Annotated in this window: 22 protein-coding genes and 1 pseudogene; 15 read left to right on the top strand and 8 right to left on the bottom strand. The window is 71.8% G+C overall.

All coding sequences use genetic code 11. From position 1 onward, the window contains the following. Nucleotides 1-25 precede the first annotated feature (25 nt). The 5 genes from ABT297_RS03520 (at nt 26) to ABT297_RS03500 (ending at nt 4,242) form a co-directional block, all read left to right on the top strand. Nucleotides 26-1,516, top strand: a complete 1,491-nt coding sequence (locus ABT297_RS03520) for a hypothetical protein (protein ID WP_350544205.1) — start codon at nt 26-28, stop codon at nt 1,514-1,516. A 211-nt stretch (nt 1,517-1,727) separates the two neighbouring features. Next, a complete protein-coding gene (locus ABT297_RS03515) occupies nt 1,728-1,943 on the top strand; it encodes a helix-turn-helix domain-containing protein (protein ID WP_350544203.1) in 216 nt (71 codons plus the stop codon). A 108-nt stretch (nt 1,944-2,051) separates the two neighbouring features. Next, a complete protein-coding gene (locus ABT297_RS03510; protein ID WP_007465623.1) occupies nt 2,052-2,153 on the top strand; it encodes a 30S ribosomal protein bS22 in 102 nt (33 codons plus the stop codon). A gap of 162 nt (nt 2,154-2,315) precedes the next feature. Then, nucleotides 2,316-3,389 (top strand): NAD-dependent epimerase/dehydratase family protein, encoded by a 1,074-nt coding sequence (locus ABT297_RS03505; RefSeq protein WP_350544195.1) that lies wholly within the window; start codon nt 2,316-2,318, stop codon nt 3,387-3,389. Continuing rightward, nucleotides 3,382-4,242 (top strand): lysophospholipid acyltransferase family protein, encoded by an 861-nt coding sequence (locus ABT297_RS03500; RefSeq protein ID WP_350544193.1) that lies wholly within the window; start codon nt 3,382-3,384, stop codon nt 4,240-4,242. Before ABT297_RS03505 ends, ABT297_RS03500 begins: the two co-directional genes overlap by 8 nt. Before the next feature lie 34 nt (nt 4,243-4,276). Here the strand turns inward: ABT297_RS03500 and ABT297_RS03495 are convergent, their stop codons facing one another. The 3 genes and pseudogenes from ABT297_RS03495 to ABT297_RS03485 all read right to left on the bottom strand — a co-directional run bounded on the left by ABT297_RS03495 (nt 4,277) and on the right by ABT297_RS03485 (nt 7,531). Next, nucleotides 4,277-5,119, bottom strand: a complete 843-nt coding sequence (locus ABT297_RS03495; protein ID WP_502885480.1) for an HAD family hydrolase — start codon at nt 5,117-5,119, stop codon at nt 4,277-4,279. A gap of 458 nt (nt 5,120-5,577) precedes the next feature. Next, nucleotides 5,578-6,438, bottom strand: a pseudogene (locus ABT297_RS03490) (DUF5667 domain-containing protein); the annotation flags it as partial. A 169-nt stretch (nt 6,439-6,607) separates the two neighbouring features. Next, the gene (locus ABT297_RS03485; protein ID WP_502885479.1) at nt 6,608-7,531 is read right to left on the bottom strand and encodes a sigma-70 family RNA polymerase sigma factor; all 924 of its coding nucleotides are present in this window, start codon (nt 7,529-7,531) and stop codon (nt 6,608-6,610) included. Between the two features lie 475 nt (nt 7,532-8,006). Between ABT297_RS03485 and ABT297_RS03480 the strand changes: the two genes are divergently transcribed. Genes ABT297_RS03480 through ABT297_RS03470 form a run of 3 tightly spaced genes read left to right on the top strand, consistent with a single transcriptional unit; the run spans nt 8,007 to nt 10,389 of the window. Continuing rightward, on the top strand, nt 8,007-9,515 hold the full coding sequence (locus tag ABT297_RS03480) for an AMP-binding protein (protein WP_350544189.1): 1,509 nt from the start codon (nt 8,007-8,009) through the stop codon (nt 9,513-9,515). Beyond that, complete coding sequence (locus ABT297_RS03475) at nt 9,512-9,757, top strand: glutaredoxin family protein (RefSeq protein WP_350544187.1); 246 nt, start codon at nt 9,512-9,514, stop codon at nt 9,755-9,757. Before ABT297_RS03480 ends, ABT297_RS03475 begins: the two co-directional genes overlap by 4 nt. Continuing rightward, nucleotides 9,754-10,389 (top strand): HAD family hydrolase, encoded by a 636-nt coding sequence (locus ABT297_RS03470; protein WP_350544185.1) that lies wholly within the window; start codon nt 9,754-9,756, stop codon nt 10,387-10,389. Before ABT297_RS03475 ends, ABT297_RS03470 begins: the two co-directional genes overlap by 4 nt. A 17-nt stretch (nt 10,390-10,406) precedes the next feature. Here ABT297_RS03470 and ABT297_RS03465 read toward each other — a convergent pair whose 3' ends face one another. Then, a complete protein-coding gene (locus tag ABT297_RS03465; RefSeq protein ID WP_350544183.1) occupies nt 10,407-11,051 on the bottom strand; it encodes a response regulator in 645 nt (214 codons plus the stop codon). A gap of 562 nt (nt 11,052-11,613) precedes the next feature. Continuing rightward, nucleotides 11,614-12,918, bottom strand: coding sequence for a sensor histidine kinase (locus ABT297_RS03460; RefSeq protein WP_350544181.1), 1,305 nt, complete (start codon nt 12,916-12,918; stop codon nt 11,614-11,616). Between the two features lie 390 nt (nt 12,919-13,308). On the opposite strand from ABT297_RS03460, the gene ABT297_RS03455 reads away from it, so the two are divergent. The 5 genes from ABT297_RS03455 (at nt 13,309) to hemB (ending at nt 19,001) form a co-directional block, all read left to right on the top strand. Next, nucleotides 13,309-14,064: a redox-sensing transcriptional repressor Rex gene (locus ABT297_RS03455; RefSeq protein ID WP_350544179.1), complete on the top strand. Its 756-nt coding sequence runs from the start codon at nt 13,309-13,311 to the stop codon at nt 14,062-14,064. 136 nt (nt 14,065-14,200) lie between these two features. Then, complete coding sequence (locus ABT297_RS03450; RefSeq protein WP_350544178.1) at nt 14,201-15,508, top strand: glutamyl-tRNA reductase; 1,308 nt, start codon at nt 14,201-14,203, stop codon at nt 15,506-15,508. Continuing rightward, nucleotides 15,505-16,434 carry a hydroxymethylbilane synthase gene (gene hemC / locus ABT297_RS03445; RefSeq protein WP_502885478.1) on the top strand — a complete coding sequence of 310 codons (930 nt, stop codon included), beginning with the start codon at nt 15,505-15,507 and terminating at the stop codon, nt 16,432-16,434. The genes ABT297_RS03450 and hemC overlap by 4 nt, the downstream gene beginning before the upstream one ends. Beyond that, on the top strand, nt 16,418-17,998 hold the full coding sequence (locus ABT297_RS03440; protein WP_350544177.1) for a bifunctional uroporphyrinogen-III C-methyltransferase/uroporphyrinogen-III synthase: 1,581 nt from the start codon (nt 16,418-16,420) through the stop codon (nt 17,996-17,998). Before hemC ends, ABT297_RS03440 begins: the two co-directional genes overlap by 17 nt. A 22-nt stretch (nt 17,999-18,020) precedes the next feature. Further along, nucleotides 18,021-19,001 carry a porphobilinogen synthase gene (gene hemB, locus ABT297_RS03435; protein WP_350544176.1) on the top strand — a complete coding sequence of 327 codons (981 nt, stop codon included), beginning with the start codon at nt 18,021-18,023 and terminating at the stop codon, nt 18,999-19,001. Nucleotides 19,002-19,040: 39 nt separating this feature from the next. Here hemB and ABT297_RS03430 read toward each other — a convergent pair whose 3' ends face one another. After that, entirely contained in the window at nt 19,041-19,769 is a 729-nt protein-coding gene (locus ABT297_RS03430) for a TetR/AcrR family transcriptional regulator (RefSeq protein WP_350544174.1), read from the bottom strand. A gap of 89 nt (nt 19,770-19,858) precedes the next feature. Here ABT297_RS03430 and ABT297_RS03425 point away from each other — a divergent pair, with 89 nt between their 5' ends. Next, nucleotides 19,859-20,758, top strand: a complete 900-nt coding sequence (locus tag ABT297_RS03425) for a DUF3152 domain-containing protein (protein WP_350544172.1) — start codon at nt 19,859-19,861, stop codon at nt 20,756-20,758. Nucleotides 20,759-20,761: 3 nt separating this feature from the next. On the opposite strand, the gene ABT297_RS03420 is transcribed toward ABT297_RS03425, so the two are convergent. Both ABT297_RS03420 and ABT297_RS03415 read right to left on the bottom strand, forming a co-directional pair. After that, nucleotides 20,762-21,763 (bottom strand): GNAT family N-acetyltransferase, encoded by a 1,002-nt coding sequence (locus ABT297_RS03420; RefSeq protein WP_350544170.1) that lies wholly within the window; start codon nt 21,761-21,763, stop codon nt 20,762-20,764. Between the two features lie 85 nt (nt 21,764-21,848). Next, nucleotides 21,849-23,000: a lytic murein transglycosylase gene (locus ABT297_RS03415; protein WP_350544167.1), complete on the bottom strand. Its 1,152-nt coding sequence runs from the start codon at nt 22,998-23,000 to the stop codon at nt 21,849-21,851. 55 nt (nt 23,001-23,055) lie between these two features. Between ABT297_RS03415 and ABT297_RS03410 the strand changes: the two genes are divergently transcribed. Next, a complete protein-coding gene (locus tag ABT297_RS03410; RefSeq protein WP_350544164.1) occupies nt 23,056-23,277 on the top strand; it encodes an FmdB family zinc ribbon protein in 222 nt (73 codons plus the stop codon). Nucleotides 23,278-23,458 lie beyond the last annotated feature (181 nt).

Below are 23,458 nucleotides of genomic sequence, written 5' to 3'. Positions count from 1 at the left end.
TGACCGGGTCGCGTACGTTCCGGCGGTGATGGATGGGGATGGGTGGCGGCACGCGGGCGCCTCGGACGCCGTCGAGAGCCGGCCGCCCCTCCCGCACCAGCGCGAACCCGAGCCCGAACCCTGGCGGCCGATGCCGCCTTCCGGTTCCCATGCGCACGGCGAGGCGTACCGCGAGCCGCCCCCCGCCCCGCGCGACGCGACGTTCTTCCGCGTCGTTCTGGTCGCCGCGCTCGCCCTGCTGCTGCTCGCGCCGACGGCCGCCATCGCCTACACCACGGTCCGTAGCGGCCGCCCCACCGTCATGGCCGGGCAGGAGCTGCCCGGCGACGGCGGCTACGGCGTGGAGGGCCCGAGAGGCCCAGGGGAGCCGGCCAGTCCCGCGGCCGGCCGCTCGGCGAGCCCGGGCGCGAGCCACCGGCCGGCGCCGACCACCGTCGCCGGCAAGATCCGGCTGGCCCTCGAGTCTCAGGGCGCCGCGCTGCTGGCCGGCGACGAGGACGCGTTCCTCGCCGTCGTGGACCCGTCCGCGGCGGTGCTGCGCGAGGACCTGGCCCGGCGGTTCGGCTCGCTGCGCCAGCTGCAGGTCAAGCTCTGGCATCCGGTGCCCGAGGGCCGGCCGAAGACCGAGGCCGGGGGCACCGCGACGGTGAATATCCTGGTGACGTACTGCTTCGTCGTTGCCACCTGCGACCCGATGGCCCTGCGGACCACCACGCGGTGGAACGTCTCCGGCCGGTCGCCGACGCTGCTGGAGTTCGGCGTCGCCAAGGACCTCGGGCCGCGCCCGTGGGAGATCAGCGAGCTGCGCAGCGCGGTCGGCGCCCGGGTCGTGATGTCGACGACCACGAGGTATGCCTCCCGGCTGCCGTCGATGCTCGCCATCGCGGAGAAGGCCGCCGCACTCACCGACACCTTTGCCCGCTGGGGGGAGCCGCCCGCGCGGTACGTCGTCTACCTGGCCGGGCCCGACGAGTGGTCCGCCTGGTACGGGATCAAGCAGGAGCCCTGGGTCGCCGGCTTCGCGCTGCCGCTGACGGCGACCGTCACCGAGATCGTGCTCAACGCCTCGCGGGTGGACGCCAAGCAGACCCTCGACGTGCTGCGCCACGAGTTCACGCACGTCGTGACGCTGGCCGGAGTCGAGAAGGCCTACGACCAAACATGGTGGCTGGTCGAGGGCATCGCGGAGTACGCGCGGGTCAAGGGCGGCGGCAAGCCGTTCGACGGGCTCGGTGCCGTGCGCGCCTACGTGCGCGGCGGGCACTGGAAGAACGAGATCGCCATGGACAACCCGCCCGACGGGTCGAGCACCGCCGACGTGAGCGGCCGCTACGGCGTGGCGTACCTGTCCCTGCAGCGCCTCGCCGACCGCTTCGGCGAGGACCGGCTGCTGGACTTCTTCGACTACGCCGCCCGCCAGGGCCTCGCGCTCGGCGACGCCGCGCCCAAGGCGTTCGGCGTGAGCTGGGACGACGTCGAGGCGGACTGCGTGCGAACCGTCCGGGGCCGCGTCTGACCCGGCGACGTGTCCAAACTCGCCGGCGTGCATCTCGAGCCTGCGGTGGCCCTCCGCACGGATTGATCAAAGTCTGCGGGAAAGATTCCGACGAACCAGGGGTGCAAGTCACAGCAGTACCGTTACCGTACTGGTAACACGCTGATTGAGTAACGCTCGGTCCGGGTTGGTCGAACCGAGCGTAGGGTAAGCACGCTGGTCGGAGGTTGCGATGTCGAGCACGCCACACACCACCGAAGGCCGGTTGGGCGATGTCAGGTTCCTTACCGTGGCTGAGGTGGCCACGCTGATGCGAGTGTCGAAGATGACGGTCTACCGCCTCGTCCACGCCGGTGACCTCACCGCGGTCCGCGTGGGAAGGTCGTTCCGGGTCCCCGAGCACGCGGTCGACGCGTACCTCCGCGAAGCGTTCCGTGAGACCGCATAGCGGGGCCGTTTTCCGATCTAGAAGCGGTACGGCTACCCTTGAACAGCTAACCATGTCTTCGGCGTGCCAGGGATGGCACGCGTTCCGCTGTATCGAGGAGATGCTCGTATGGGCTCGGTGGTCAAGAAGCGCCGCAAGCGTATGGCCAAGAAGAAGCACCGTAAGCTGCTGCGCAAGACCCGCGTCCAGCGTCGTCGTCTCGGCAAGTAGCCTTTCGGCTCGTCACCCGGCGGCCGGCCCCTCCATCGATCGGGGCTGGGCCGCCGCAACGCCCGCCGCGGCGTGGCCGCGGTCGACGGGCCCGGCCATCGCGGCCGGACTTCGTGGCGCGTCGGGAACGAGCCTCACTGTGGTCCCTGCGATCGGAGCCGCGTGACCGCGCCGCCCAGTGTCGTGTTGGTGACCGGGGTGAGCCGTTATCTCGGCGCACACCTGGCCGCCCGGCTCGCCGCTGATCCGGGCGTCGACCGCGTTGTCGCCGTTGACGCGGTGGCACCGGTCGGCGAGTTCGCCGATGTGCTGTCCGCTGCCGGCGACAAGATCGACGTGCGGCAACTCGACCTGCGCACCCCCGGGGTGCTGCGGGTGATGGTCGACGCCCGCGTGGAGGCGATCGCCCATCTCGCCGTCGCCACCGCGACCGACCAGCACGGCGGCCGCGCGGCGATGAAGGAGCTCAACGTCATCGGCTCGATGCAGCTCCTGGCCGCCTGCCAGCAGGCGCCGAGGCTGCGCAAGCTGATCGTGCGCTCCTCGACGGCGGCATATGGGGCCTCCTTCCGCGATCCGGCGATCTTCACCGAGGACACCGAGCCGCGCGAGGTGCCCCGGGGCGGGTTCGCCAAGGACGTGCTCGACATCGAGGGGTATGTCCGCGGCTTCCGTCGCCGGCGACCCGACGTGGCGGCCACCGTCCTCCGCTTCGCGCCGTTCATCGGCTCCGCCGTGGACACCCGGCTGACCAGGTATTTCGCCCAGCCGATCGTGCCCACCGTGTTCGGCCGCGACCCGCGGCTGCAGTTTCTGCACGTCGACGACGCGTTTGTCGTGCTCGAGCGCTCGGTCACCGAGCACCATCCGGGCACGTTCAACGTGGCCGGGTCCGGCACGCTGACGCTGTCCCAGGCGGTGCGTCGCGCCGGCCGGGTCACCATGCCGATCCTCGAGCCGGGCCTCAACGCGCTGGCCGGTCTCGGCCGGGCCGGCGTCACGCTGGACCAGCTCGACCTGTTCGTGCACGGCCGGGTCGTGGACACCTCGAAGCTGATCCGCGAGTTCGGTTTCGTGCCGCGGACCACCGCCGAGGCCTTCGGCGAGTTCGTGCGCAGCCGTCGCGAGGGCGAACCGCTGCCCGCGGATACGATTCGCTCCGTCGAGCAGGCGCTGCTCGACGGCTTCCGCAGGACGCGTGCGGCACGTGCCGCGTTGGAGAGTGGCCATGAGTGACCCTGGTCTCCCTGATGTGTGGGACGACCGGGTCGCCGGTGCGCTCGCCTTCCTGCGCGAGCGGCTGACCGGCGACTACGAGATCGACGGGTTCGGCTTCGACCGCCACCTGACCGACGGCGTCTTCCTGCCGATGCTGCGTCCGTTGTACAAGCAGTGGTTTCGCACCGAGGTCTCCGGCTCCGAGCACGTGCCGAAGGAGGGCGCCGCACTCGTCGTGGCCAACCACTCGGGCACGGTCGCGCTCGACGCGCTCATGCTCACCGTCGCCGTGCACGACGAGACGGCCTCCCAGCGCCACCTCCGCCTGCTCGGCGCGGACCTGGTCTTTCGCATGCCGTTCATGTCGGAGCTGGCCCGCAAGTCCGGCGCGACGCTGGCCTGCAACCCCGACGCCGAGCGTCTGCTGTCGGAGGGCGAACTCGTCGGCGTCTTCCCCGAGGGGTTCAAGGGCATCGGCAAGCCGTTCGCCGAGCGGTACAAGCTTCAGCGGTTCGGCCGGGGCGGCTTCGTCTCCGCGGCCCTGCGGACCGGCACCCCGATCGTGCCGGTCTCGATCGTCGGCGCCGAGGAGATCTACCCGCTCATCGGCAACATCCGGCCCCTGGCCCGGCTCCTGGGCGCCCCGTACTTCCCGATCACCCCCACGTTTCCGTGGTTGGGCCCGCTGGGCTTGGTCCCGCTGCCGAGCAAGTGGCTGATCGAGTTCGGCGAACCGATCCCGACCGACGACTACATCGACTCGGCCGACGACCCGATGGTGGTCTTCAACCTCGCCGACCAGGTGCGCGAGACGATCCAGCAGACGCTGTACAAGCTGCTGGACCGCCGCCCGGACGCCTTCTCCACCTGACCGTTCGGTGAGGCTGGGTGGCCGCGGCGGGCCGTCAGGTGGACCGAATGCGGCGGCGGCGCTTGCGCATCGCGGTGAACGTCGCCATGCCACCGATCACCACGCCCGTCGCCAGGGCCGCCGGGATCGCGATCTTCGCGGCCTTGCGGCCGGTGCGGAAGTCGCGGATCTCCCAGCCGCGCTTGCGGGCCTCGCGGCGCAGGGCCGAGTCGGGGTTGACCGCCACCGCGTAGCCGACGGCGGAGAGCATGGGGGCGTCGTTGATCGAGTCGCTGTACGCGGCGCAGCGGGTCAGGTCCAGGCCCTCCGCCCGCGCGAGGGTGGTGATGGCCGACGCCTTCTCCGGGCCGTGCATGAGGTCGCCGACGAGGCGGCCGGTGTAGACGCCGTCGGAGACCTCCGCCACGGTGCCGATCGCGCCGGTGAGGCCCAGGCGGGCGGCCATGATCCGGCCGAGCTCGACGGGGGCCGCGGTGACGAGCCACACGCGCTGGCCGGCGTCCAGGTGAAGCTGTGCCAGGGCCAGGGTGCCCGACCAGATGCGGTCGGCCATGAGCTCGTCGAAGATCTCCTCGCAGAGCCGCTCCATCTCCTCGACCTTCCACCCCGCGATGAAGGCCAGGGCGGTGGACTTGGCGCTGGACACGGTGCCGGCGTGCTCGGACGCCAGGAGGCGGAAGCGCGCCTGCTGGTAGGCGAAGCGGACCAGGTCGCGACTGGTGAAATACTTCCGCTTGGCCAGGCCGCGCGCGAAGTAGTAGATCGACGCGCCCTGCATCATCGTGTTGTCGACGTCGAAGAACGCCGCGCCTGCCGGGTCGGCCGGTACTTCCAGGGCGGCCTCGACCTCGGCCGCCGCCCACCCGGCGGCAGACACGACAATACGGCCGCTCGAGCTCGTTCGGCGGCGCCGTAGCACTCCTGAAGGTCGGATCGGCACGTGTGTCTCCCTCCGCCGGTGACGCCGTGCTGTCGCAGCACAGGATCCATCCAGATTGGCCAACGGTACCGGCATCGAACAGCAACAGGGCCCGGTGACGGTCACCGGGCCCTGTCATGTCGCGAATGTGTCGCCGGGTTGAATCAGTGCAGCAGCCAGTCGAGCAGGCCGCCCTTCGCCGACTTGGTGGGGGCTGGGCTGGGCTGGCCGCCGGCATTCGGGTCGGCGGGGGCCGACTCGGTGGCGGAGGAGTCCACCGAGACGCTGGACGGGCCGGTGCTCGGCGGGCGCTCGCTGTTCTGGCCTGGGGTGTTCGTCACCGGCGCGCCGGGCTGCTGCTGTTGCTGCTGCCCGGGCCCGGTGCCGTCGGGCTTGGGCATGGTGCGGCAGGCGTTGCTCACCGGCACCGGACCGAGGATGTCGGGCGTCGTGACCGCGGTCGGGCCGCACTTGACCAGCGGGCGCAGCGCCTTGGAGCGGCGGTCGATCTCCTCGAGCAGGGTCACCGACTTGGTCGCACGGGTCCGTGCCTCGCCGCCGGTCGACGCCTGGAGTTTCTCGGCGACCCCGCGCTGGTTGGTCACGAAGCCGTCGATCGCGTCGAGCGCGGCCCCGTCCCTGCGGGCGACCGCGGTGGCCGTCAGCAGGCGTACGCCCTCGAGGGTCTCGCCGTCCATGTCGTCCAGCACCGAGGAGAGCCCCGCCGGGTCCTTCACCGCCTGGGCCTCGCCGAGCCGGGTGCGGGCGAACTCGAGGTACAGCTGGCCCTTGCTGATGTCCGAGCCGGCCAGCGCGAGCTGGGCCTTCTCGCTGGACCGCTTGACCGAGTACAGCGCGTCGCCGGGGATGGCGTTGTCGCTCGCGGCGGACATTCCGGACAGCGCCAGCGCGCCGGCGGCGAGGCCGACGACGATGGCGCCGCGGGTGCGGGTCCGGCGGCTGACGGTCGGGCGGCTGCCCGCCGGGCGGCGCAGCGAATGCAGGCCCGCCCGGCGGACCGGCTCGGGCTCCTTCGCTGTGGCCCCGATGCCCTCGCGCTCGATCGTGGCCATGAGCATGGCCCGCAGACCGTCACGGAACTCCGGTTGCGCCTCTATCCGGACCGGCAGCTCACCGAGCCGCTGGCCGACCGACACCAGGTCGGTGAGGGAGTCGTCGAGCGTGGACCTCATGCGGTGTCGCCGGGCCCCTGTGGCCTCGTCGACGAGCTGGGCGAACCGCTCAGCTCGTCGACGGTGGAAGACGGAGCCAATCACCTGAGGCACCCCCCTTCGCTGATCGCGTCACTCAGGCGCGGCAGGGTAGCGGGATGGTGGGCCACCGCGTCCGCCGTGCGCCATGCCGACGGTCGCATTAGGACCAACGGTGCGAGGCGGAACCTGGTTACGGCGCCCGCCGGGGCACAGTAACCAAAGGTGGCAGCGGTCACGGCTGGAATCCGTCGGGCAGCAGCCGGGCGAGCGCGCGTACGGCGCGGTACTGCAACGCCTTGATGGCTCCCTCGTTCTTGTTCATGGTCTGTGCGGTCTCCGCCACGGAGAAACCGTGCAGGAACCGCAGCACGATGCACTCCTGCTGCTCGGGGTTGAGCTGCTTGACGGCCTTGAGCAGGTCCACATTGGTGATGTGGTCGATGACCGCCGCTTCCGGGCTGCCCTCCGGGCCCCGGTCGGGGCGGTCGGCGTCCAGCACGTCGCCGGTGGTGACCTCCAGCCGGTACCGGCCGGACTTGAAGTGGTCGGCGACGAGGTTGCGGGCGATGGTGACCAGCCAGGCACCGAGGTCGCGACCCTGCCACGTGAAGCTGCCGATGCGCTTGAGCGCGCGCAGGAACGTGTCGGCGGTCAGGTCCTCGGCGAGCTGGCGGTTGCCGACCCGGAAGTACACGAAACGGAAGACCGTGTCGAAGTACCGGTCGTAGAGGAGACCGAATGCCGCGCCGTCGCCGGCCTGGGCTCGCTCGATGAGCGCCCACACCTCCGACGCCGGGTCGCCCCGCTCGGGGCGCGTCGGCTGCGGCGGGACGGGCTCGCGCGGGCCGGTGTCGGTCAGCGTGTCCGTGCCACCGCCGAGGATCCCGGTCGGGATCGGCACGGTCTCCTCGCCGAGGAGGCTCGCGCCGGCGCCGCCGGTGGGCTTGCCGTTCATCCCGGCGTTGGGTCTCGAGTTCGAGGCCGGACCCGGGCGGGCCGGCGCCTCGTTGGTATGTGGGCGTGTTCGGGTGCGCGGGACGCTGCCTCCCTCGCCGCGAATCACCGTGCTGAACATGTCGCGCATCGAGTCGCGCAGCATCGACAGCCCACCGGCGAGTGCGTGTTCGGTGTTGAACACGTGCTGGTAACCGCTCATGCTTCGCAATCCATCACAGATGGCGTAGTAAGTGCGATCACGGGCACTTCGGCCTCCTCGGGGTGAGGGGTGTCAACTCGGAACAAATGGGGTGAGTCGACTTGGGTGATAATAGGTCCGGCGTCACCCTCGTTGGGCGGCTCTTGGCGTGAGGGGACATTCATCCCACGGATTGGGGCCCGTTCGGCGCACATGCTGTCCGTCGCACTCTCGCGACACGCCGCACGACACGCCGTAGAACCGGATTAGCGGGACGTAATCGCGCCGAAATTACCGATGCGCGGCGCGCGCATTGCACACGAACGGGTGGACCATTACTCAGTCGGCGTGTCGGGGGCTGCGCGCGCCCCCGTCGACCGCAGGAGGCACCATGCCACGCGACAGGGTGATTGGTGACGGGTGAACTCTCAGTTTTTGTCGCCTCACCCTCGGGGCTTGAATTGGATCACCGCGCGCTGTGCAAGACTCGTCGACCGTGCAGGACGTTTGGAACTTCGCCGACCTGGTGCGGCGCGCCGCTGCCGCCAGCGGTGCGCGCCCCGCCCTGCGATCGCACGACACCGTGCTGACCTGGGCCGAGCTCGACCGGAGCGTCGACGCGGTGGCCGCCGGCCTCGCCGCCCTCGGGCTGCCCGCCGACGAACGCGGCCGCCCGCGCGTCGCGATCGCCCTGCCCAACGTGCCCGAGTTCGCCGCCGTCTTTTTCGGCGTGCTGCGCGCCGGGCTGGTCGTGGTGCCGGTCAACCCGGCGTACACCACGCGCGAGCTCGGCCACGTGCTCGCCGACTCCGGCGCCGCCGTGCTGGTCGCGACCCGCCCGGTGATGAGCTCGATCGCCGAGGGGGCGCCGCCCGTGCGGTACACCCTCGGAGAAAACCTCGGCGACCTGCTCGCCGGCGGACCGGCGCCCGCGCGGACGCCCGCGACCGGCGGGGGCGAGGACCTGGCGGTGCTGCTGTACACGTCCGGGACCGAGGGCGCGCCGAAGGGCGCCATGCTGCCCCACCGTGCGCTGCTGGCCAACCACGAGCAGCTCGCGCGCCTCGACCCGCCACCCGTCACCGGCGACGACGTGCTGCTGCTGGCCGTGCCGCTCTTCCACGCGTATGGGCTGAACTCCGGGCTCGGCGCGGTCGCCTACCACGGCGGGTGCGGAGTGCTCGTCGAGCGCTTCGACCCGGCCGACTCGCTGGAGGTGATCGAGCGGCACGGCGTGACCGGCGTGGTCGGGGTGCCACCGATGTACGTCGCGTGGTCGCTCATGGGCGAGCGGCTGGCCCGGGCCTGGGCGGGCGTGCGGCTCGCCGTGTGCGGCGCCGCGCCGCTGGACCCCGCCGCCGAGCGGCGCTTCGCGGAGACCACGGGCCGGCCGGTACACCAGGGATACGGGCTGACGGAGGGCGCGCCGGTGCTCACCAGCACCCTGGCGAGCCCGTCGGCCAAGCCGGGCTCGATCGGCCGGCCGATTCCCGGCGTGGAGGTGCGCCTGGTCGACGCCGGCGGCGAGGACGTGGTGCCCGACGAGGAGGACGGCACCACGGATCCCGGCGAGATCGTCGCGCGCGGTCGCAATTTCTTCCAGGGGTACTGGCCTGAAGGCGGTTCGGCCCCGAACGCCGACGGCTGGTGGGCCACCGGCGACGTGGCCTACGCCGACGAGGACGGCGACCTGTTCATCGTGGACCGGCTCGGGGAGCTGATCCTCGTGAGCGGGTTCAACGTCTATCCGCACGAGGTCGAGTCCGTACTCGAAGCGCACGAGGAGGTTCTCGAGGCGGCGGCGCTCGGGGTACCGCATCCCTACACCGGCCAGACCGTGAAGGCGCTCGTCGTGCGCCGGCCCGGCTCGCAGGTGACCGCCGAGGAGCTCATCGCGCACTGCGAGGGCAACCTCGCCCGGTTCAAGTGCCCGACGGCCGTCGAGTTCGTGCCGGAGCTGCCGCACTCGGCCACCGGCAAGGTCCGCAAGGGGGTCCTGCGATGAGACTGGTGCTGTATACCCGCCCCGGTTGCCACCTGTGCGAGGACGCCAAGGCCGTGCTCGACCGCGTCGCCGCCGCGACCGGCGAGGGCTTCACCGAGATCGACATCACCGGCGACGACGACCTCGAGGAGGAGTACGGGTTCCGCATCCCGGTGCTGCTGCTCGACGGCAAGGAGCACGGGTACTGGCGGGTCGAGGAGGACCGCCTCCGTAACGATCTGCGACTATCCTCACCCGAGTGAAGCACCTCGTTTGGGACTGGAACGGGACCCTCCTCGACGACCTGAAGCTGGTCGTCGACGCCACCAACGTCTGTCTGGCCACCGTCGGCGGCCCGGTCATCACCGCCGAGGAGCACCGCCGCGACTTCCGCCGGCCGATCCTGGACTACTACGCGCACGTCCTCGAACGCCCGGTCGACCAGGCGGAGTTCCAGCTGCTCGACGACGCGTTCCACAACGCGTACCGGCGGGGGATGACCGACGTACAGCTGGCCCCGGACGCCCTCGAAGCGATGGGGAAGTGGTCCGGCACGCAGTCGCTGCTGTCCATGTTCTTCCACGACGAGCTGCTGGTCGAGGTGGAACGGCGCGCCCTGGGTGCCCGGCTGGTCCGGGTCGACGGCCTGCCGGGCACGGTCGGCGGTCATCTCAAGGCGGACTACCTCGAGCGCCACCTGACGGCGCTGTCCCTCGACCCGGCCGAGGTGGTCCTGATCGGCGACTCGGTCGACGACGGCGACGCGGCACGGTCGGTGGGCGCGTCCGCGGTCCTCTACGCCGGCGGCTTCACCGACATCGCCCTCCTGCGGGCGACCGGTCTGCCGGTGGCGCACTCTCTGGTCGAGGCCGTCAACCTCGCGACGGCCGGCTGAATCGCGCTGTTGCCGGCTCAGCCCTGCAGGTATGCGAGGACCGCCAGCACGCGGCGGTGCTGCTCGTCGTCCGGGGGCAGGTCGAGCTTGGTGAAGATGTTCTTCACGTGCTTCTCCACCGCGCCGTCGGTGACGACCAGCTTGCGGGCGATCGCCGTGTTGGATCGGCCCTCCGCCATCAGGCCCAGAACCTCCCGCTCGCGGGGGGTCAGGCTGCGCAGCGGGTCGTCCCGGCGCCGGCGGACCAGCAGCTGGCCGACGACCTCCGGATCGAGCACGGTGGCGCCGGACGCCACGCGCTCCATCGCGTCGAGGAACTCGGCGACCTCCGAGACGCGGTCCTTCAACAGGTAGCCCACGCCGCCCGCCCGATCGGCGAGGAGGTCGTCGGCGTAGGACACCTCGACGTACTGCGACAGCACGAGGATCGGCGTCTTCGGCACCCGGGCGCGTGCCTCGACGGCGGCGCGCAGGCCCTCGTCGGTGTGCGAGGGCGGCATCCGGACGTCCACGATGGCGGCGTCGGGGCGGTGCTCGACGATCGCCGCCACGAGGCTCGGGCCGTCCCCGACGGCGGCGAGGACCGTGTGGCCGCTCTCGGTGAGCAGGCGCACCAAGCCCTCGCGCAGGAGTACCGCATCATCCGCAACGACAACCCGCACGCCGCCGATAGTAGGCCAGCCGCCGCCAAGCTAGGAACAGCCAAGCTAGGTACAGCGCGCAGCGTCCGCAAGAGTGTCCGCGTAGCGGGCATGGGGGGTTCCGGGGTGGGAACCCCCCGGGCAGCGCCGCGCCGGAGCCGCCGCCAGGCTAGGAACAGTGCCGCCGGCTAGGAACAGCCTGCGCGCAGCGTCCGCAAGAGTGTCCGCGCAGCGGGCATGGGGGGCTCCGGGGTGGGAACCCCCCCGGCAGCGCCGCGCCGAAGGCGCCGCCAAGCTAGGAACAGTGCCGCCAGGCTAGAAACAGCCAGCGCGCAGCGTCCGCAAGAGTGTCCGCGCAGCGTCCGCAAGAGTGTCCGCGCAGCGGGCATGGGGGGCTCCGGGGTGGGAACCCCCCGGCAGCGCCGCGCCGAAGGCGCCGCCAAGCTAGGAACAGTGCCGCCAGGCTAGGAACAGCCTGCGCGCAGCGTCCGCAAGAGTGTCCGCGTAGCGGGCATGGGGGGCTCCGGGGTGGGAACCCCCCGGCAGCGCCGCGCCGAAGGCGCCGCCAGGCTAGAAACAGCAATCAGGAAACAGGCAGGATGGCGACGATCTTGGTGCCGCCGTCGAGGGGGCTGGTCACGGTCAGCTCGCCGCCGGCCGCGCGCACCCGGTCGGCCAGGCCGGTCAGGCCGTGGCCCTTGGCCAGGCTCGCGCCGCCGACGCCGTCGTCCTCGATCGTGACGAGCATGCCGTACACCGAGCGCTGCAACGTCACCTTGCACTCGCTCGCGTGGCTGTGCTTGGCCACGTTGGTGAGGGATTCGGCGACGACGAAGTACGCGGTCGTCTCCACATTGCTCGCCAGCCGGCCGACCTCGGGCAGGTCCAGGTCGACGGGGACCATCGAGCGGGCGGCGAGCGCCGTCAGCGCCGCGCGCAGGCCGCGGTCGACCAGGATCGGCGGGGCGATGCCGCGCGACAGCGCCCGCAGCTCCTCGAGCGTCTCGCGGGTCTGGGCGAGCGCCTCGGCCACCGTTGCCCGGGCCGCCGTGGGGTCGCTGTCGAACTGCAGGTCGGCGCGGCCGAGGTCCATGGCCAGGCGGACCAGGCGCTGCTGCGGGCCGTCGTGGATGTCGCGCTCGAGCCGGCGCAGGGCGCTCGCCTCGGCCGAGACCGCGGCGGTGGTCTGCGCCCGGGCGCGGTCGCGGCTGCGCTCGGCCTCGACGACCCGCTCGCGCAGCTCGTTCACGCCGCTGAGCAGCGCCCGGGCGAACCACGCCTCGATCAGGGCGGCGCCGCGCACGACCGGCATCAGCGTGAGCGCGAAGACCACGCCGATTCCGGTGTTGAAGAGGATCCGCAGCCCGGCGCCCGAGCCGATGCCGATCAGCATCGGCAGGTCCTGGGTGTCCGGAGAGCGCGGGACGGCCCAGTCCCACAGCACCGTGGTGAGCCCGCTCAGCGCGCCGACCCACCAGGTCACGACGAACACGAAGGCGATCGTGCTGGGGATGAAGCGAAAGATGCCGTGCAGCAGGTCCAGCCAGGACTGGCCGTCGGTGAGGGGGACGAACGTGCGGCGCAAGAAGCCGGCGCTGGGCTCGGCCTTCTTGTAGTACGGGTGCGCCAGCCGTGTGTGCAGCACCGCGCCGGCGCGGGAGCGCTCGAGGGTGGCGAAGCCGCGGGCCTGCAGCAGCGCGGCGAACAGGATCGGGATTCCGACGACGGTCACCATCAGCCCCAGGCCGACCGCGAAGCCGGTCATGCACAACACCAGCGTGATGAGGCCGAGGGGGAACCCGAGCAGCACGTACTGCGTGTCGATCCCGAGCTGACGGAAGATGCGGGAGAACCGGCCCGGGCCCAGCGGGGTGATGGTCGTCGTCATGTCATCGACGCTAGACATGGCGCCCGCCGCCTCCCATCCCGCCGCCCAGCCACTTGGTGGTAGGGGCAACCCTACTGAAAAAACGTGTAGTGTCGCTACGTAAGGCGTGTCGGCATGTTGAATGCCGGAATTGCGGTGATACTTGCCACAGCGCCCGCCTGCTGCCGACCGCGTCGGAGAAGGGGGTACCACGTGCCGCGGGGGCAATTCTCGGGCGCGCGATCCGCACGGGCGGGCGCTGACCTCTACGTGGTGGGCGCCGACTCTTCAAGATCGCGATTTGTGCACGGCTTCACAAGCGCCTACTCTGTTGCAACGACGAACCCCGTTAGCACAGGCGATAATCGCCGTTGCGAGCGGCCTCGTAAACCGTCGTCGTCTCGGAGACTCATGAGCCAGCAGCGCACCGGCCCCACGGATGGACCGGATTTTCCGGACCTTCCGGAGGCGACCGTCGCCAGGCTTCCGGAGTACCTGCGCGCCCTGCACCACCTCGCTGAGGAAGGGCACGACACGGTCTCCTCGGAGGGGCTGGCCGCGGCCGCGGGTGTCAACTCCGCCAAGCTCCGCAAGGACCTGTCCCACCTCGGCCGCACCGGCACCCGCGGCGTCGGCTACGACGTCACGCTGCTGATCGACCAGATCGAGCAGGTGCTCGGCCTCACTCATCGGCGTGCCGTCGCGCTCGTCGGCGTGGGTAATCTCGGTCACGCCCTGGCCGGCTACGCCGGGTTCGGCAATCGCGGGTTCCGCATCGCGGCTCTCTTCGACGCCGACCTCGGCCGGGTCGGGGAGCACATCAACGGCCTGGTCGTGCGGCACATCGACGAGCTGCCCGAGGTCGTACAGGAGGAGTCGATCGCCATCGCGGTGATCGCCACGCCCGCGCACGCGGCGCAGAACGTGGCGGACCGGCTCGTGGCGGCTGGGGTCACCAGCGTCCTGAACTTCGCGCCGTGCGTCTTGAATGTCCCTGAGGGCGTGGACGTGCGTAAGGTCGATCTGGCCATCGAGTTGCAAATCCTGTCATTCCACGAGCACCGCAAGTCGGCCCTGACGGGGCTTCCGGTGGTGCAGGAGCCCGGACGGGTCGGCCAGGACCTACAACGAGCCAACCGGCTCGGCGGGGAGGCGGTGGGGTCGTGAGCGGTTCGAAGCGAAGCGGCGCCTGGTGTGGGTCGGTCAACGCGAAGCCTCATCGAGCCAGACTGGGCGGAGAGGCCGCGAACCAGAAGCACAGGTGTGGCTCGCGCCGCCGCCGGAGCGAAGCGGAGGTGTCGGCATGAGCGTGAATCAGAACCTGCTGGTCGTGGGCATGTCGCACCGGACGGCGGGGGTTCCGCTGCTCGAGCGGCTCGCGCTGAGCCCGGGCGAGCTGCCCGGCGTGCTCGCCGAACTCGTCGGGCTGCAGTATGTCGACGAGGCCGTGGTCCTCTCCACCTGCAACCGCGTGGAGATCTACGCCGCTGTCACCGCGTTTCACGGCGGCCTCGCCGACATCGGCGGCGTGCTCGCCCAGCGGGCCGGGCTCGCCGTGGCCGACCTGGCTCCCCAGCTGTACGTCCACTATGAGGTCGACGCCGTCCGGCACGCCTTCCGCGTGGCCGCCGGGCTCGACTCGATGGTCGTGGGCGAGGCGCAGATCCTCGGCCAGCTCCGCGACGCCTACGGTACCGCCGGTGAACAGGGCACGGCCGGGCGGCTGTTGCACGAGCTGCTGCAGCAGGCCCTGCGGGTCGGCAAGCGGGTGCACGCCGAGACCGAGATCGACCGCGCTGGGCAGAGCGTGGTGAGCGCGGCGCTCGCCTACGGCCAGGGCGCCACCTCGCCGATTGAGGGGCGTCCCGCGCTGGTCATCGGGGCGGGCGCGATGGGCGCGCTGTCGCTGGCGACGCTGCGCCGGGCCGGGGCCGCTCCGCTCTACGTGACCAACCGCAGCCACGCCCGGGCCGAGCGCCTGGCGGAGCTGCACGGGGCCGAGGCCGTGGCGTTCGCCGAGCTGCCGTCGCTGCTGGAGCGCGTCGACGTGGTCGTGAGCGCGACCGCGTCGCCGGAGCCGGTGCTCGACGCGCCGCTCCTTGCTGGGGCCGTCGGGGCCCAGGGGCACCTGCTGGTCCTCGACCTGGCGCTGCCGCGCGACGTGGCGCCTGCGGTCCGGGAGCTGGCCGGCGTCACGCTCGTCGACATCGAGCTGCTGTCCGAGTCGCTGTCGGCCACCGCCGACGCGGAGGAGCGTGCCGGCGAGGAGATCGTCGCCGGCGAGGTCGAGGCCTTCCTGACCTGGCTGCGCGGTGCCGACGTGGCGCCGACCGTGGCCGCGCTGCGGGCCCGGGCCGATGAGGTCGTCGAGGTCGAGCTGCGCCGGCTCGCACAGCGCTGCCCGGAGCTCGGCGACGAGGCGCGCGCCGAGGTGTCGCGCAGCATTCACCGGATCGTCCAGCGCCTGCTCCACCAGCCGACCGTTCGCGTGCGCCAGCTGGCCGCCGCGCCGGGCGGCGAGGCCTATGCTCAGGCGCTACGTGAGCTGTTCGACCTGCAGATCCCCACCTCGGAGATCAACCCGGTCGCAGCTGGAGAGGTGCACCCGTGACGCTGAGACTGGGGACCCGGGGCAGCGCGCTGGCGATGGCGCAGTCGACGACTGTCGCCGATGCCGTGCGCGAGCGCACCGGCCGCGACGTGGAACTGATCGAGATCGTCACCGCCGGCGACCGGTCGAGCGCGCCGGTCCAGCGGCTCGGCGTGGGCGTGTTCGTCTCCGCCCTGCGCGACGCGCTGCTCAACAAGGAGATCGACTTCGCCGTCCACTCCTACAAGGACCTGCCGACCGCGCCGGCCGAGGGTCTCGTGGTGGCCGCCGTCCCGCTGCGGCAGGACCCGCGCGACGCGCTGGTCGCCCGCGACGGGCTGATGCTCAACGAGCTGCCCGACGACGCCCGCATCGGCACCGGCGCGCTGCGCCGGATCGCCCAGATCAACGCGTTGGGTCGGCGGCTTTCCGCGGTACCGTTGCGGGGGAACGTAGACACCCGTCTGCGGAAGCTGGCCGAGGGCGAGTTCGACGCCATCGTGCTGGCGCACGCCGGCCTGGCAAGGCTCGGCCGCGGCGGGGAGGCGACCGAGGTGCTTGATCCGCTGCTGATGCTGCCCGCACCCGCGCAGGGCGCGTTGGCGGTCGAGTGCCGTGAGGACGACGCCGAGCTGCGCGAGGTGCTCGCCGCGCTCGACGATGAATACACCCGCGCGGCGGTCGCCGCCGAGCGGGCGCTGTTGGCCGAGCTCGAGGCGGGCTGCTCCGCCCCGATCGCGGCGCTGGCCGAGGTCGCCGAGGGCGACGAGGGGCCAGAGATTTATCTGCGCGGTGCGGTGTTCAGCCCGGACGGCGGCTTCGCCCTCCGGCTCTCGCGCACCGGAACGCTCGCCGACGCCGCGGAGGTGGGCCGAGCCCTGGCCCGCGACCTACGCGAAGAAGGCGCCGACAACGCACTGGGAGTGCAGCATGACCCCCACCCGTAAGGGCACCGGCCGGATCGCCTTCGTCGGGGCCGGCCCCGGCGACCCCGGCCTGCTGACGCGCCGCGCCCATGAGGCGCTGGTGACCGCCGACCATATCGTCTACGACCGCAACGTACCGGAGCCGCTGCTCGCCGCGATTCGCGCCGAGGCCGACCCGGAGGCCCAGTTCAGCCCGGCCGAGGGGGCGCCCGGCGACGTGGCCAAGGTGCTGCTGTCCGCGGCCCGCTCCGGGCTGCGCGCGATCCACCTCGTCGGCGGCGACCCGCTGGCGCACGAGGCGGTCCTCAAGGAGGTGCAGGCCGTCGCCCGCACCGCGGTGACGTTCGAGGTCGTGCCGGGCATCGGCCAGGCCGCCGGCGTCGCCACCTACGCCGGCGTTCCGCTGCCTGGCGTACGCGTGACCGCCGACGTCGACGACGTGCAGTCCGTCGACTTCGAGGCTGTCGCCACCGCCGTGGCCCGCGGTTCCTCCGCGCTCGCCGTCGACGCGGGCGACCTCGCCGCCGTCCGCGACGGGCTGCTGGCCGCCGGGGTCGACCCGGCCACGCCGGTCTCGATCACCGGCGACGGCACGGGCGAGACGCAGTACAGCTCCGCCTCCAGCGTCGACAGCATGGTCGCCGCCGCGCTCGGCTTCGCCGGCCGCGTGGTGCTGTGCCTGGGCGCCGGCGTCGCGCACCGCGAGAAGCTCGGCTGGTGGGAGAACCGCCCGCTGTACGGCTGGAAGGTGCTCGTGCCGCGCACCAAGGAGCAGGCCGGCGCGATGAGTGAGCGGCTGCGGGCCTACGGCGCGATCCCGTGCGAGGTGCCGACGATCGCCGTCGAGCCCCCGCGCACCCCGGCGCAGATGGAGCGCGCGATCAAGGGCCTGGTCGACGGCCGGTACGCCTGGACCGTCTTCACCTCGGTCAACGCCGTCCGCGCGGTCTGGGAGAAGTTCGCCGAGCACGGCCTCGACGCCCGCCACTTCGGCGGCGTGAAGGTCGCCTGCATCGGCGAGGCCACCGCCGAGGCGGTCCGCGGCTTCGGCATCGTGCCTGAGCTGCTGCCGACCGGCGAACAGTCCTCCGAGGGCCTGCTGGCCGAGTTCTCGCCGCACGACGAGGTGCTCGACCCGGTCGGCCGGGTGCTGCTGCCCCGCGCCGACATCGCCACCGAGACCCTCGCCGCCGGCCTCACCGAGCTCGGCTGGGAGGTCGACGACGTCACGGCGTACCGCACGGTCCGCGCCGCGCCGCCGCCGGCCGACATCCGCGACGCGATCAAGTCCGGCGGCTTCGACGCGGTGCTGTTCACGTCGTCGTCCACCGTGCGCAACCTGGTCGGCATCGCCGGCAAGCCGCACGCGCGCACCGTCGTCGCGGTGATCGGGCCGAAGACGGCGGACACCGCCGTGGAGTTTGGCCTGCGCGTCGACGTGCAGCCGCCGCACGCCTCGGTTCCCGACCTGGTCGAGGCGCTGGCGGGCTACGCTGTGGAGTTGCGCGAGAAGCTCGCCGCGATGCCTGCCAAGCAGCGCCGCGGCTCCAAGGTGCAGGGACCGACCGCCCTGCGGTTCCGGTAGACGTTTCGTAGGGGGTCATCCCGTGGGGTTCCCTGAGGTCCGGCCGCGCCGGCTGCGTCGCACGCCCGCGATGCGCCGGCTCGTGGCGGAGACGCATGTACAGCCGTCCAACCTGATCCTGCCGATGTTCGTGAAGGAGGGGCTGACCGAGCCGCGGCCGATCAGCTCCCTCCCCGGCGTCGTGCAGCACTCCCGCGAGTCGCTGCGCAAGGCCGCCGCCGAGGCGGTCGCCGAGGGCGTCGGCGGGCTCATGCTCTTCGGCGTGCCGGCGACGCGCGACGAGACCGGCTCCGGCGGCATCGACGCCGACGGGATCCTCAACGTCGCCATCCGTGACGTGATCTCCGAGGTCGGCGACTCGACCGTGGTCATGTCCGACCTGTGCCTGGACGAGTTCACCTCGCACGGGCACTGCGGCGTGCTGGCCCCCGACGGGGTTGTCGACAACGACGCCACGCTGCGGCAGTACGAGCTGATGGCGCTGGCGCAGGCCGAGGCCGGCGCCCACGTGCTCGGCCCGTCCGGGATGATGGACGGCCAGGTCGGCGTCGTGCGCTCGGTGCTGGACCGGGCCGGCTACACCGACGTGTCGCTGCTGGCCTACGCCGCCAAGTACGCCAGTGCCTTCTACGGCCCGTTCCGCGAGGCCGTCGAGTCCACCCTGGACGGCGACCGCAAGACCTACCAGCAGGACCCGGCCAACCTGCGCGAGGCCCTGCGCGAGGTCGCCCTCGACGTCGAGGAGGGCGCGGACATGGTCATGGTCAAGCCCGCGCTGCCGTACCTCGACGTGCTCGCCCGCGTCGCCGAGATGGTCGACGTGCCGGTGGCCGCCTACCAGGTCTCGGGCGAATACGCGATGGTCGAGGCGGCCGCGGCCAACGGCTGGCTGGACCGCGAGCGGGTCGTGTTGGAGACGCTGACCTCGATCCGCCGGGCCGGCGCCCAGCTGATCCTGACGTACTGGGCGAGTGACGCGGCTCGACTGCTGCGCAACATCTGAACTGGCGCTTTCGTGGGTGGCTGCGCCAAGGCCGGGTCGCTACGCTTCTTGTCGATGAAGAAGAAGCTCGACCTCGACGCCTGGCGCGGGGTCTGCTGAGGCGCCGAAGTCCGCCGCCGCGGTGAGGCCGTTGCGCTCCGCCAGGGCGTGCATGGCGCGCAGGATGCCCGCCCGGTCCGGCGCCGGCTCGGCCGGGGTGTCCGCGGGGGCGCGCAGGCCGGCGAGGGTGTAGCCGAGCTGCCGCCGCCACGCGGTCGGTGCGGTCGTGCCGGTGCGCTCGATCAGCCCGGCGTTGGCCATGAGCACCGGGACCACGTCCTCGTGCTGGAAGTCCGGCCGCAGCACGCCGGCGGCCCGGGCGCGGTCGATGAGCTCGCTCAGGCCCAGGAAGGCGCGCCCGCGCAGGCTCTCCAGCTCCGGTACCCCGGACACGGTCGCGGTCAGCAGGTCGGCGAAGGCGCGGTTTCCGGCCTGCACCTCGCACAGGAACGTCAGGTGCTCGGCGAACGCGGCCCACGGGTCCTCGACGGCGAGCGCCCGTTCGGTCGCCGCCACCACCTCCCGCAGCGCGTCGGTGAACACCGCGGCGACAAGCTGGCCGCGGCTGGGGAAGCGGCGGTAGAGGGTGGCGTTGCCGACCCGGGCGCGCCGCGCGATCTCATCGAGCGGGGCCTCCAGCCCGCGCTCGGCGAAGACGACCTTCGCGGTTTCCACGAGCTGCCGGCGGTTGCGCTCGGCGTCCCTCCGCAACGGCCCCTGCGCCCCCATGGCTACAGCATAGGCAATTCCATCGGGGGCAGCGGTGGTTGCGGCTTTCGCCTAGGCTCGGCCGAGTGCCAGGGACACGTGTAGGAAAAATGATGCTGGTCGGCGCGCTGCTGGCCGGTCTGGTCGGCTGTGGTACGAACGCGGAGTCGTCGCCGGGGGGCGACGTGACCATCGACGCGGCGTCGAGCACCGACCCGTTCCCGACCGCCCAGCTCGAGGGCGAAGGCGAGCTCGGCCCGGCGCCGTCCCCGTCGAAGAAGCCCAGCCCCAAGCCGTCGGCGTCGCCGTCGGTGAAGCGGGTCAACCCGGGCGGCGACACCGGTGGCGCCAAGCCGGTGAACAGCAACGACGGCGTGCCCAACCTCGGCAGTGGCACGTTCACCGCGGCCGGCGGGGGCACCGACGTGGTCGGATCGGCCGACGCGGCGACGCTGGTGAAGTATCGCGTCGAGATGGAGAACGACATCCAGTGGGGCGGCAACCAGGTCTGGTCGATCTCGTCGCTCGCCGCCGAGGTCGACCGGGCGATCGCCTCGCCGCAGGGCTGGACAATGTCCGGCGAGCACCCGGTCACCTACTCGTCCAACAAGATCAGCGACGCGACCTGGAAATTCCAGCGCGTCAGCGGCGGCGACTACAACGTGGTGCTGCGCCTGGCCACCCCGGGGACCGTCGACAAGCTGTGCAAGGCGGTCGGGGTCAACACCCAGGGCATCTACTCCTGCCGATACGGCAAGGTCATCCTGCTCAACCTGCGCCGCTGGCTCAAGGGCATCGACGGCTTCCCGGCCGGCATCGACTACCACTCGATGACCATCCTGCACGAGATGGGCCACTTCCTCGGCTTCGACCACATGAAGTGCCCCGGCTCGGGCCAGGTCGCGCCGGTCATGCAGACGCAGACGATCGCGCTGAACGGCTGCCGGCCCAACGCCTATCCGTTCACGTCCGACGGCACGTTCGTGCATGGCCCCTGGGCGCCGAGCTGACCGTCAGGCCTTCAGGCGGCGCAGGAGGTCGATCACGTCGGCCTCGTATTCGCGCCACTCTCGGTCGGGCTTGAATCCCAGCTCCGCGTTGACCTGGAGCAGCGGCTCGTTCTCCAGCGCGTTCCAGGTCTGCACGTCCAGCAGGTCCGGCTCGGCGGCGCGCAGTTCGAACAGCATCCGCGCCTTGATCGCGCGGCTGATGCCGTAGCCGCGGTGGCTGGGCACCTCGATGGTGTCGTACTGGTCGGCGCGGGTCGGGCGCTGCGCGGGCACGACGACCTCGGTGAGCCCGGCGATCGTCTCCGACTGCTCGTGCACGGCGAGCACGATGTACGGCTTCAGGCCGCGCGCGTGCAGCGTGCGCAGGCTCGCCGCGAGCCGCTCGGAGTCGTAGGAGCTGGGCCGCAGGTCGAGGTCCTCGACCACGGCCGCGCGGGCGGCCTCCTTCGCCGCCGCGTAGCCCGCGAAGAGCTCGGGCGGAGGGCCGCCCGGGTAGTACTCGATGCGGTATCCGGCGCTGATGCCGGCCGCCGTCTCGCCCAGTCGCAGCCAGTCCACGCCGGCCAGGTCGAGCAGGTTGCGCGTCTCGATGAATGCGCACTCGAAGCCGTGGGCCTCGAAGAACTTCACGCTCGGGGTGCCGCCGATGACCTCGACGCCGACGGACTCGAAGCCCTCCTCGGCGGCCCGGCGGGCGACGGCGGCCAGCAGCGCGGTGCCCGTGTGGCCGTCCCGGGCGTTCGGGACGACCGACAGCTCGAGCACGCCGATCTCCTCCAGCGTCAGCAGGCTGGCGTGGCCGAGGATCTCGCCCGACTCGGAGGTCGCCAGCCACGACGTGCGCCGCTCGCCCGGCATGGTGACGGCGAGATACTCCCGGAACATGTTCTCGCGCCACGGCGGGTCCTCGGGCACATCGACGGCGACGATGTCGTTGAGTGTCCGCAGCACCGCATCGATTTCGGCCGCGGGTGCGGTCCCCGGGTCCCACTCGCGCACCTTCACGTCTTAAGCCTGCCCCTGTTTGTGGCTGAGCGGAAGTACCAGGGCGCAGAGCGTGGCATTGACCTACTCGTAGGTGGTCCGCCGCTCAGCCCTGCCGGTCCCGCCGGCCGTAGTCGTTGGTGGCGTTGAACACGGCGGCGCGATACTCCTCGGGCACGTTGTAGGCGTGGATGGCCGCGTTCCAGCCGTCCAACGTGGACAGGTCGCGGTTGTTGGCGCACAGGAACGCGGCGGCGGTCAGGGCGGCGTCGTTGATGTCGTTGATGTCGATCACGCCGTCGTTGTCGGCGTCCTGGCCGTACGCCTTCCAGGTGGCCGGCAGGAACTGCATCGGCCCGACGGCGCGGTCCCAGGTGCGGTCGCCGTCGAGCTCGCCCTGGTCGGTGTCGGCGATCGCCTGGCGGCCGTTCTGCCCGTCCAGCGGCGGGCCGATGATCGGCGGCACCGAGCGACCGTCGTCCTGCAGAACCGAGCCGTTGGCGCGGCCGTGGTCGGACTCGACCTTGCCGATGCCGGCCAGGGTGGACCACGTCAGGTGGCACCTCGGGTTGGTGCGGGCGGTGACCGCCTCGGCGTACGCGTACGCCTGCAGCGCCACCACCGGGATGTCCAGCCGGACCGCGCGGGCGCCGGCCCACGCCCCGTACACGTCGGCGGGGCGCTCGCGGGTGCCGGGCGGCGGGCTGTAGGTGGACGAGGCCGACGGCGTCTCGGACCGTGGCGCCTCGCCGGTGGCGGGTGCCCCGGTGAGGCCCGGCGCGCCGCGCGAGCCATTGGTGCCCTCGGGCGGCGGAACCGACCGTGAGGCATCGGCCGTCGTCCTGGACGCGGCCGGGATCACGACGGCGCCGGCCACTCCGGCCGCGGTCAGCACGATCGCGATGAGCACGCCGGGCAGCAGGAACCGGAACCCCGGGCGGGCGCGCATGTGCGCGAACCGCTCCCGCCGCGCGTCCAGCCGCCGTCGCGGCGACTCGAGCACCTCGCCGGCGGGCGGACCGGAAGCGGCCCCGAGCGGCGGTCGCGGCGGCGATCCGGGCGCGTCGCCCGGCTCCGGCGCGGCGTGGCGCGGCTTGTGTGGCGGTTTCGGACCTTTGTCCGGCTCCGGCGCAGTGATCTCGACCGGGATCCAGCGCTCGCCGGACTGCCCGGGGACCGGGGGCCGGACGGCGGGAGCCGGCGGAGTGTCCACTGTGGTTGGTCGCTCCGGCTCCGGCGTCTCGTCGTTGCTTGCCACGGTTCGAGTATTCCTGAATTCCCGGGTGCGTGTCACCGTGGCATAGCCTGTGGGAATGCCACGCTACGAGTATCGCTGCCGCGCCTGCGGAGACACCTTCGAGGTGCAACGCCCGATGAGTGAAGCCAACGTGAAGACCGCCTGTCCGGCGGGCCACGACGACACCGTCAAGCTGCTGTCCACGATCGCTGTCGGCGGCTCCGCGCTCAACGCCCCGCGGGGTGACGTCGCGGGTGGCGCCGGGGGCGGTTGCTGCGGCGGCGCGTGTGGCTGTTGAAACATTGTTACCGATCGGTTTCGCAATACATTGCCAAAACGGCTTTGATGTTGTGGCCTGTTGTGCCACAACCGCTACCGGAGCGTTGTCGTTACGTCACGCGAAACCCACTCAAGCTTTGCCTTATACCATTGCTGACCAGCACGGATCGTCCCGGAGGGGTCCGGGGTCGACCTTGAGG

The sequence above is a fragment of the Dactylosporangium sp. NPDC000555 genome, from assembly GCF_040300025.1.
Classification (GTDB): Bacteria; Actinomycetota; Actinomycetes; order Mycobacteriales; family Micromonosporaceae; genus Dactylosporangium.
Note: the sequence above shows the minus strand (reverse complement) of the source record. Positions and strands in the feature narration are given on the sequence as shown.

What these genes read in the sequence shown, in the direction of transcription:
- ABT297_RS03515 (WP_350544203.1), top strand. Translation starts at nt 1,728, where the DNA reads ATGTCGAGCACGCCACACACCACCGAAGGCCGGTTGGGCGATGTCAGG.
- ABT297_RS03510 (WP_007465623.1), top strand. Translation starts at nt 2,052, where the DNA reads ATGGGCTCGGTGGTCAAGAAGCGCCGCAAGCGTATGGCCAAGAAGAAG.
- ABT297_RS03500 (WP_350544193.1), top strand. Translation starts at nt 3,382, where the DNA reads ATGAGTGACCCTGGTCTCCCTGATGTGTGGGACGACCGGGTCGCCGGT.
- ABT297_RS03485 (WP_502885479.1), bottom strand. Translation starts at nt 7,531, where the DNA reads ATGAGCGGTTACCAGCACGTGTTCAACACCGAACACGCACTCGCCGGT.
- ABT297_RS03475 (WP_350544187.1), top strand. Translation starts at nt 9,512, where the DNA reads ATGAGACTGGTGCTGTATACCCGCCCCGGTTGCCACCTGTGCGAGGAC.
- ABT297_RS03460 (WP_350544181.1), bottom strand. Translation starts at nt 12,918, where the DNA reads ATGACGACGACCATCACCCCGCTGGGCCCGGGCCGGTTCTCCCGCATC.
- ABT297_RS03455 (WP_350544179.1), top strand. Translation starts at nt 13,309, where the DNA reads ATGAGCCAGCAGCGCACCGGCCCCACGGATGGACCGGATTTTCCGGAC.
- ABT297_RS03450 (WP_350544178.1), top strand. Translation starts at nt 14,201, where the DNA reads ATGAGCGTGAATCAGAACCTGCTGGTCGTGGGCATGTCGCACCGGACG.
- ABT297_RS03440 (WP_350544177.1), top strand. Translation starts at nt 16,418, where the DNA reads ATGACCCCCACCCGTAAGGGCACCGGCCGGATCGCCTTCGTCGGGGCC.
- ABT297_RS03430 (WP_350544174.1), bottom strand. Translation starts at nt 19,769, where the DNA reads ATGGGGGCGCAGGGGCCGTTGCGGAGGGACGCCGAGCGCAACCGCCGG.
- ABT297_RS03425 (WP_350544172.1), top strand. Translation starts at nt 19,859, where the DNA reads ATGATGCTGGTCGGCGCGCTGCTGGCCGGTCTGGTCGGCTGTGGTACG.
- ABT297_RS03410 (WP_350544164.1), top strand. Translation starts at nt 23,056, where the DNA reads ATGCCACGCTACGAGTATCGCTGCCGCGCCTGCGGAGACACCTTCGAG.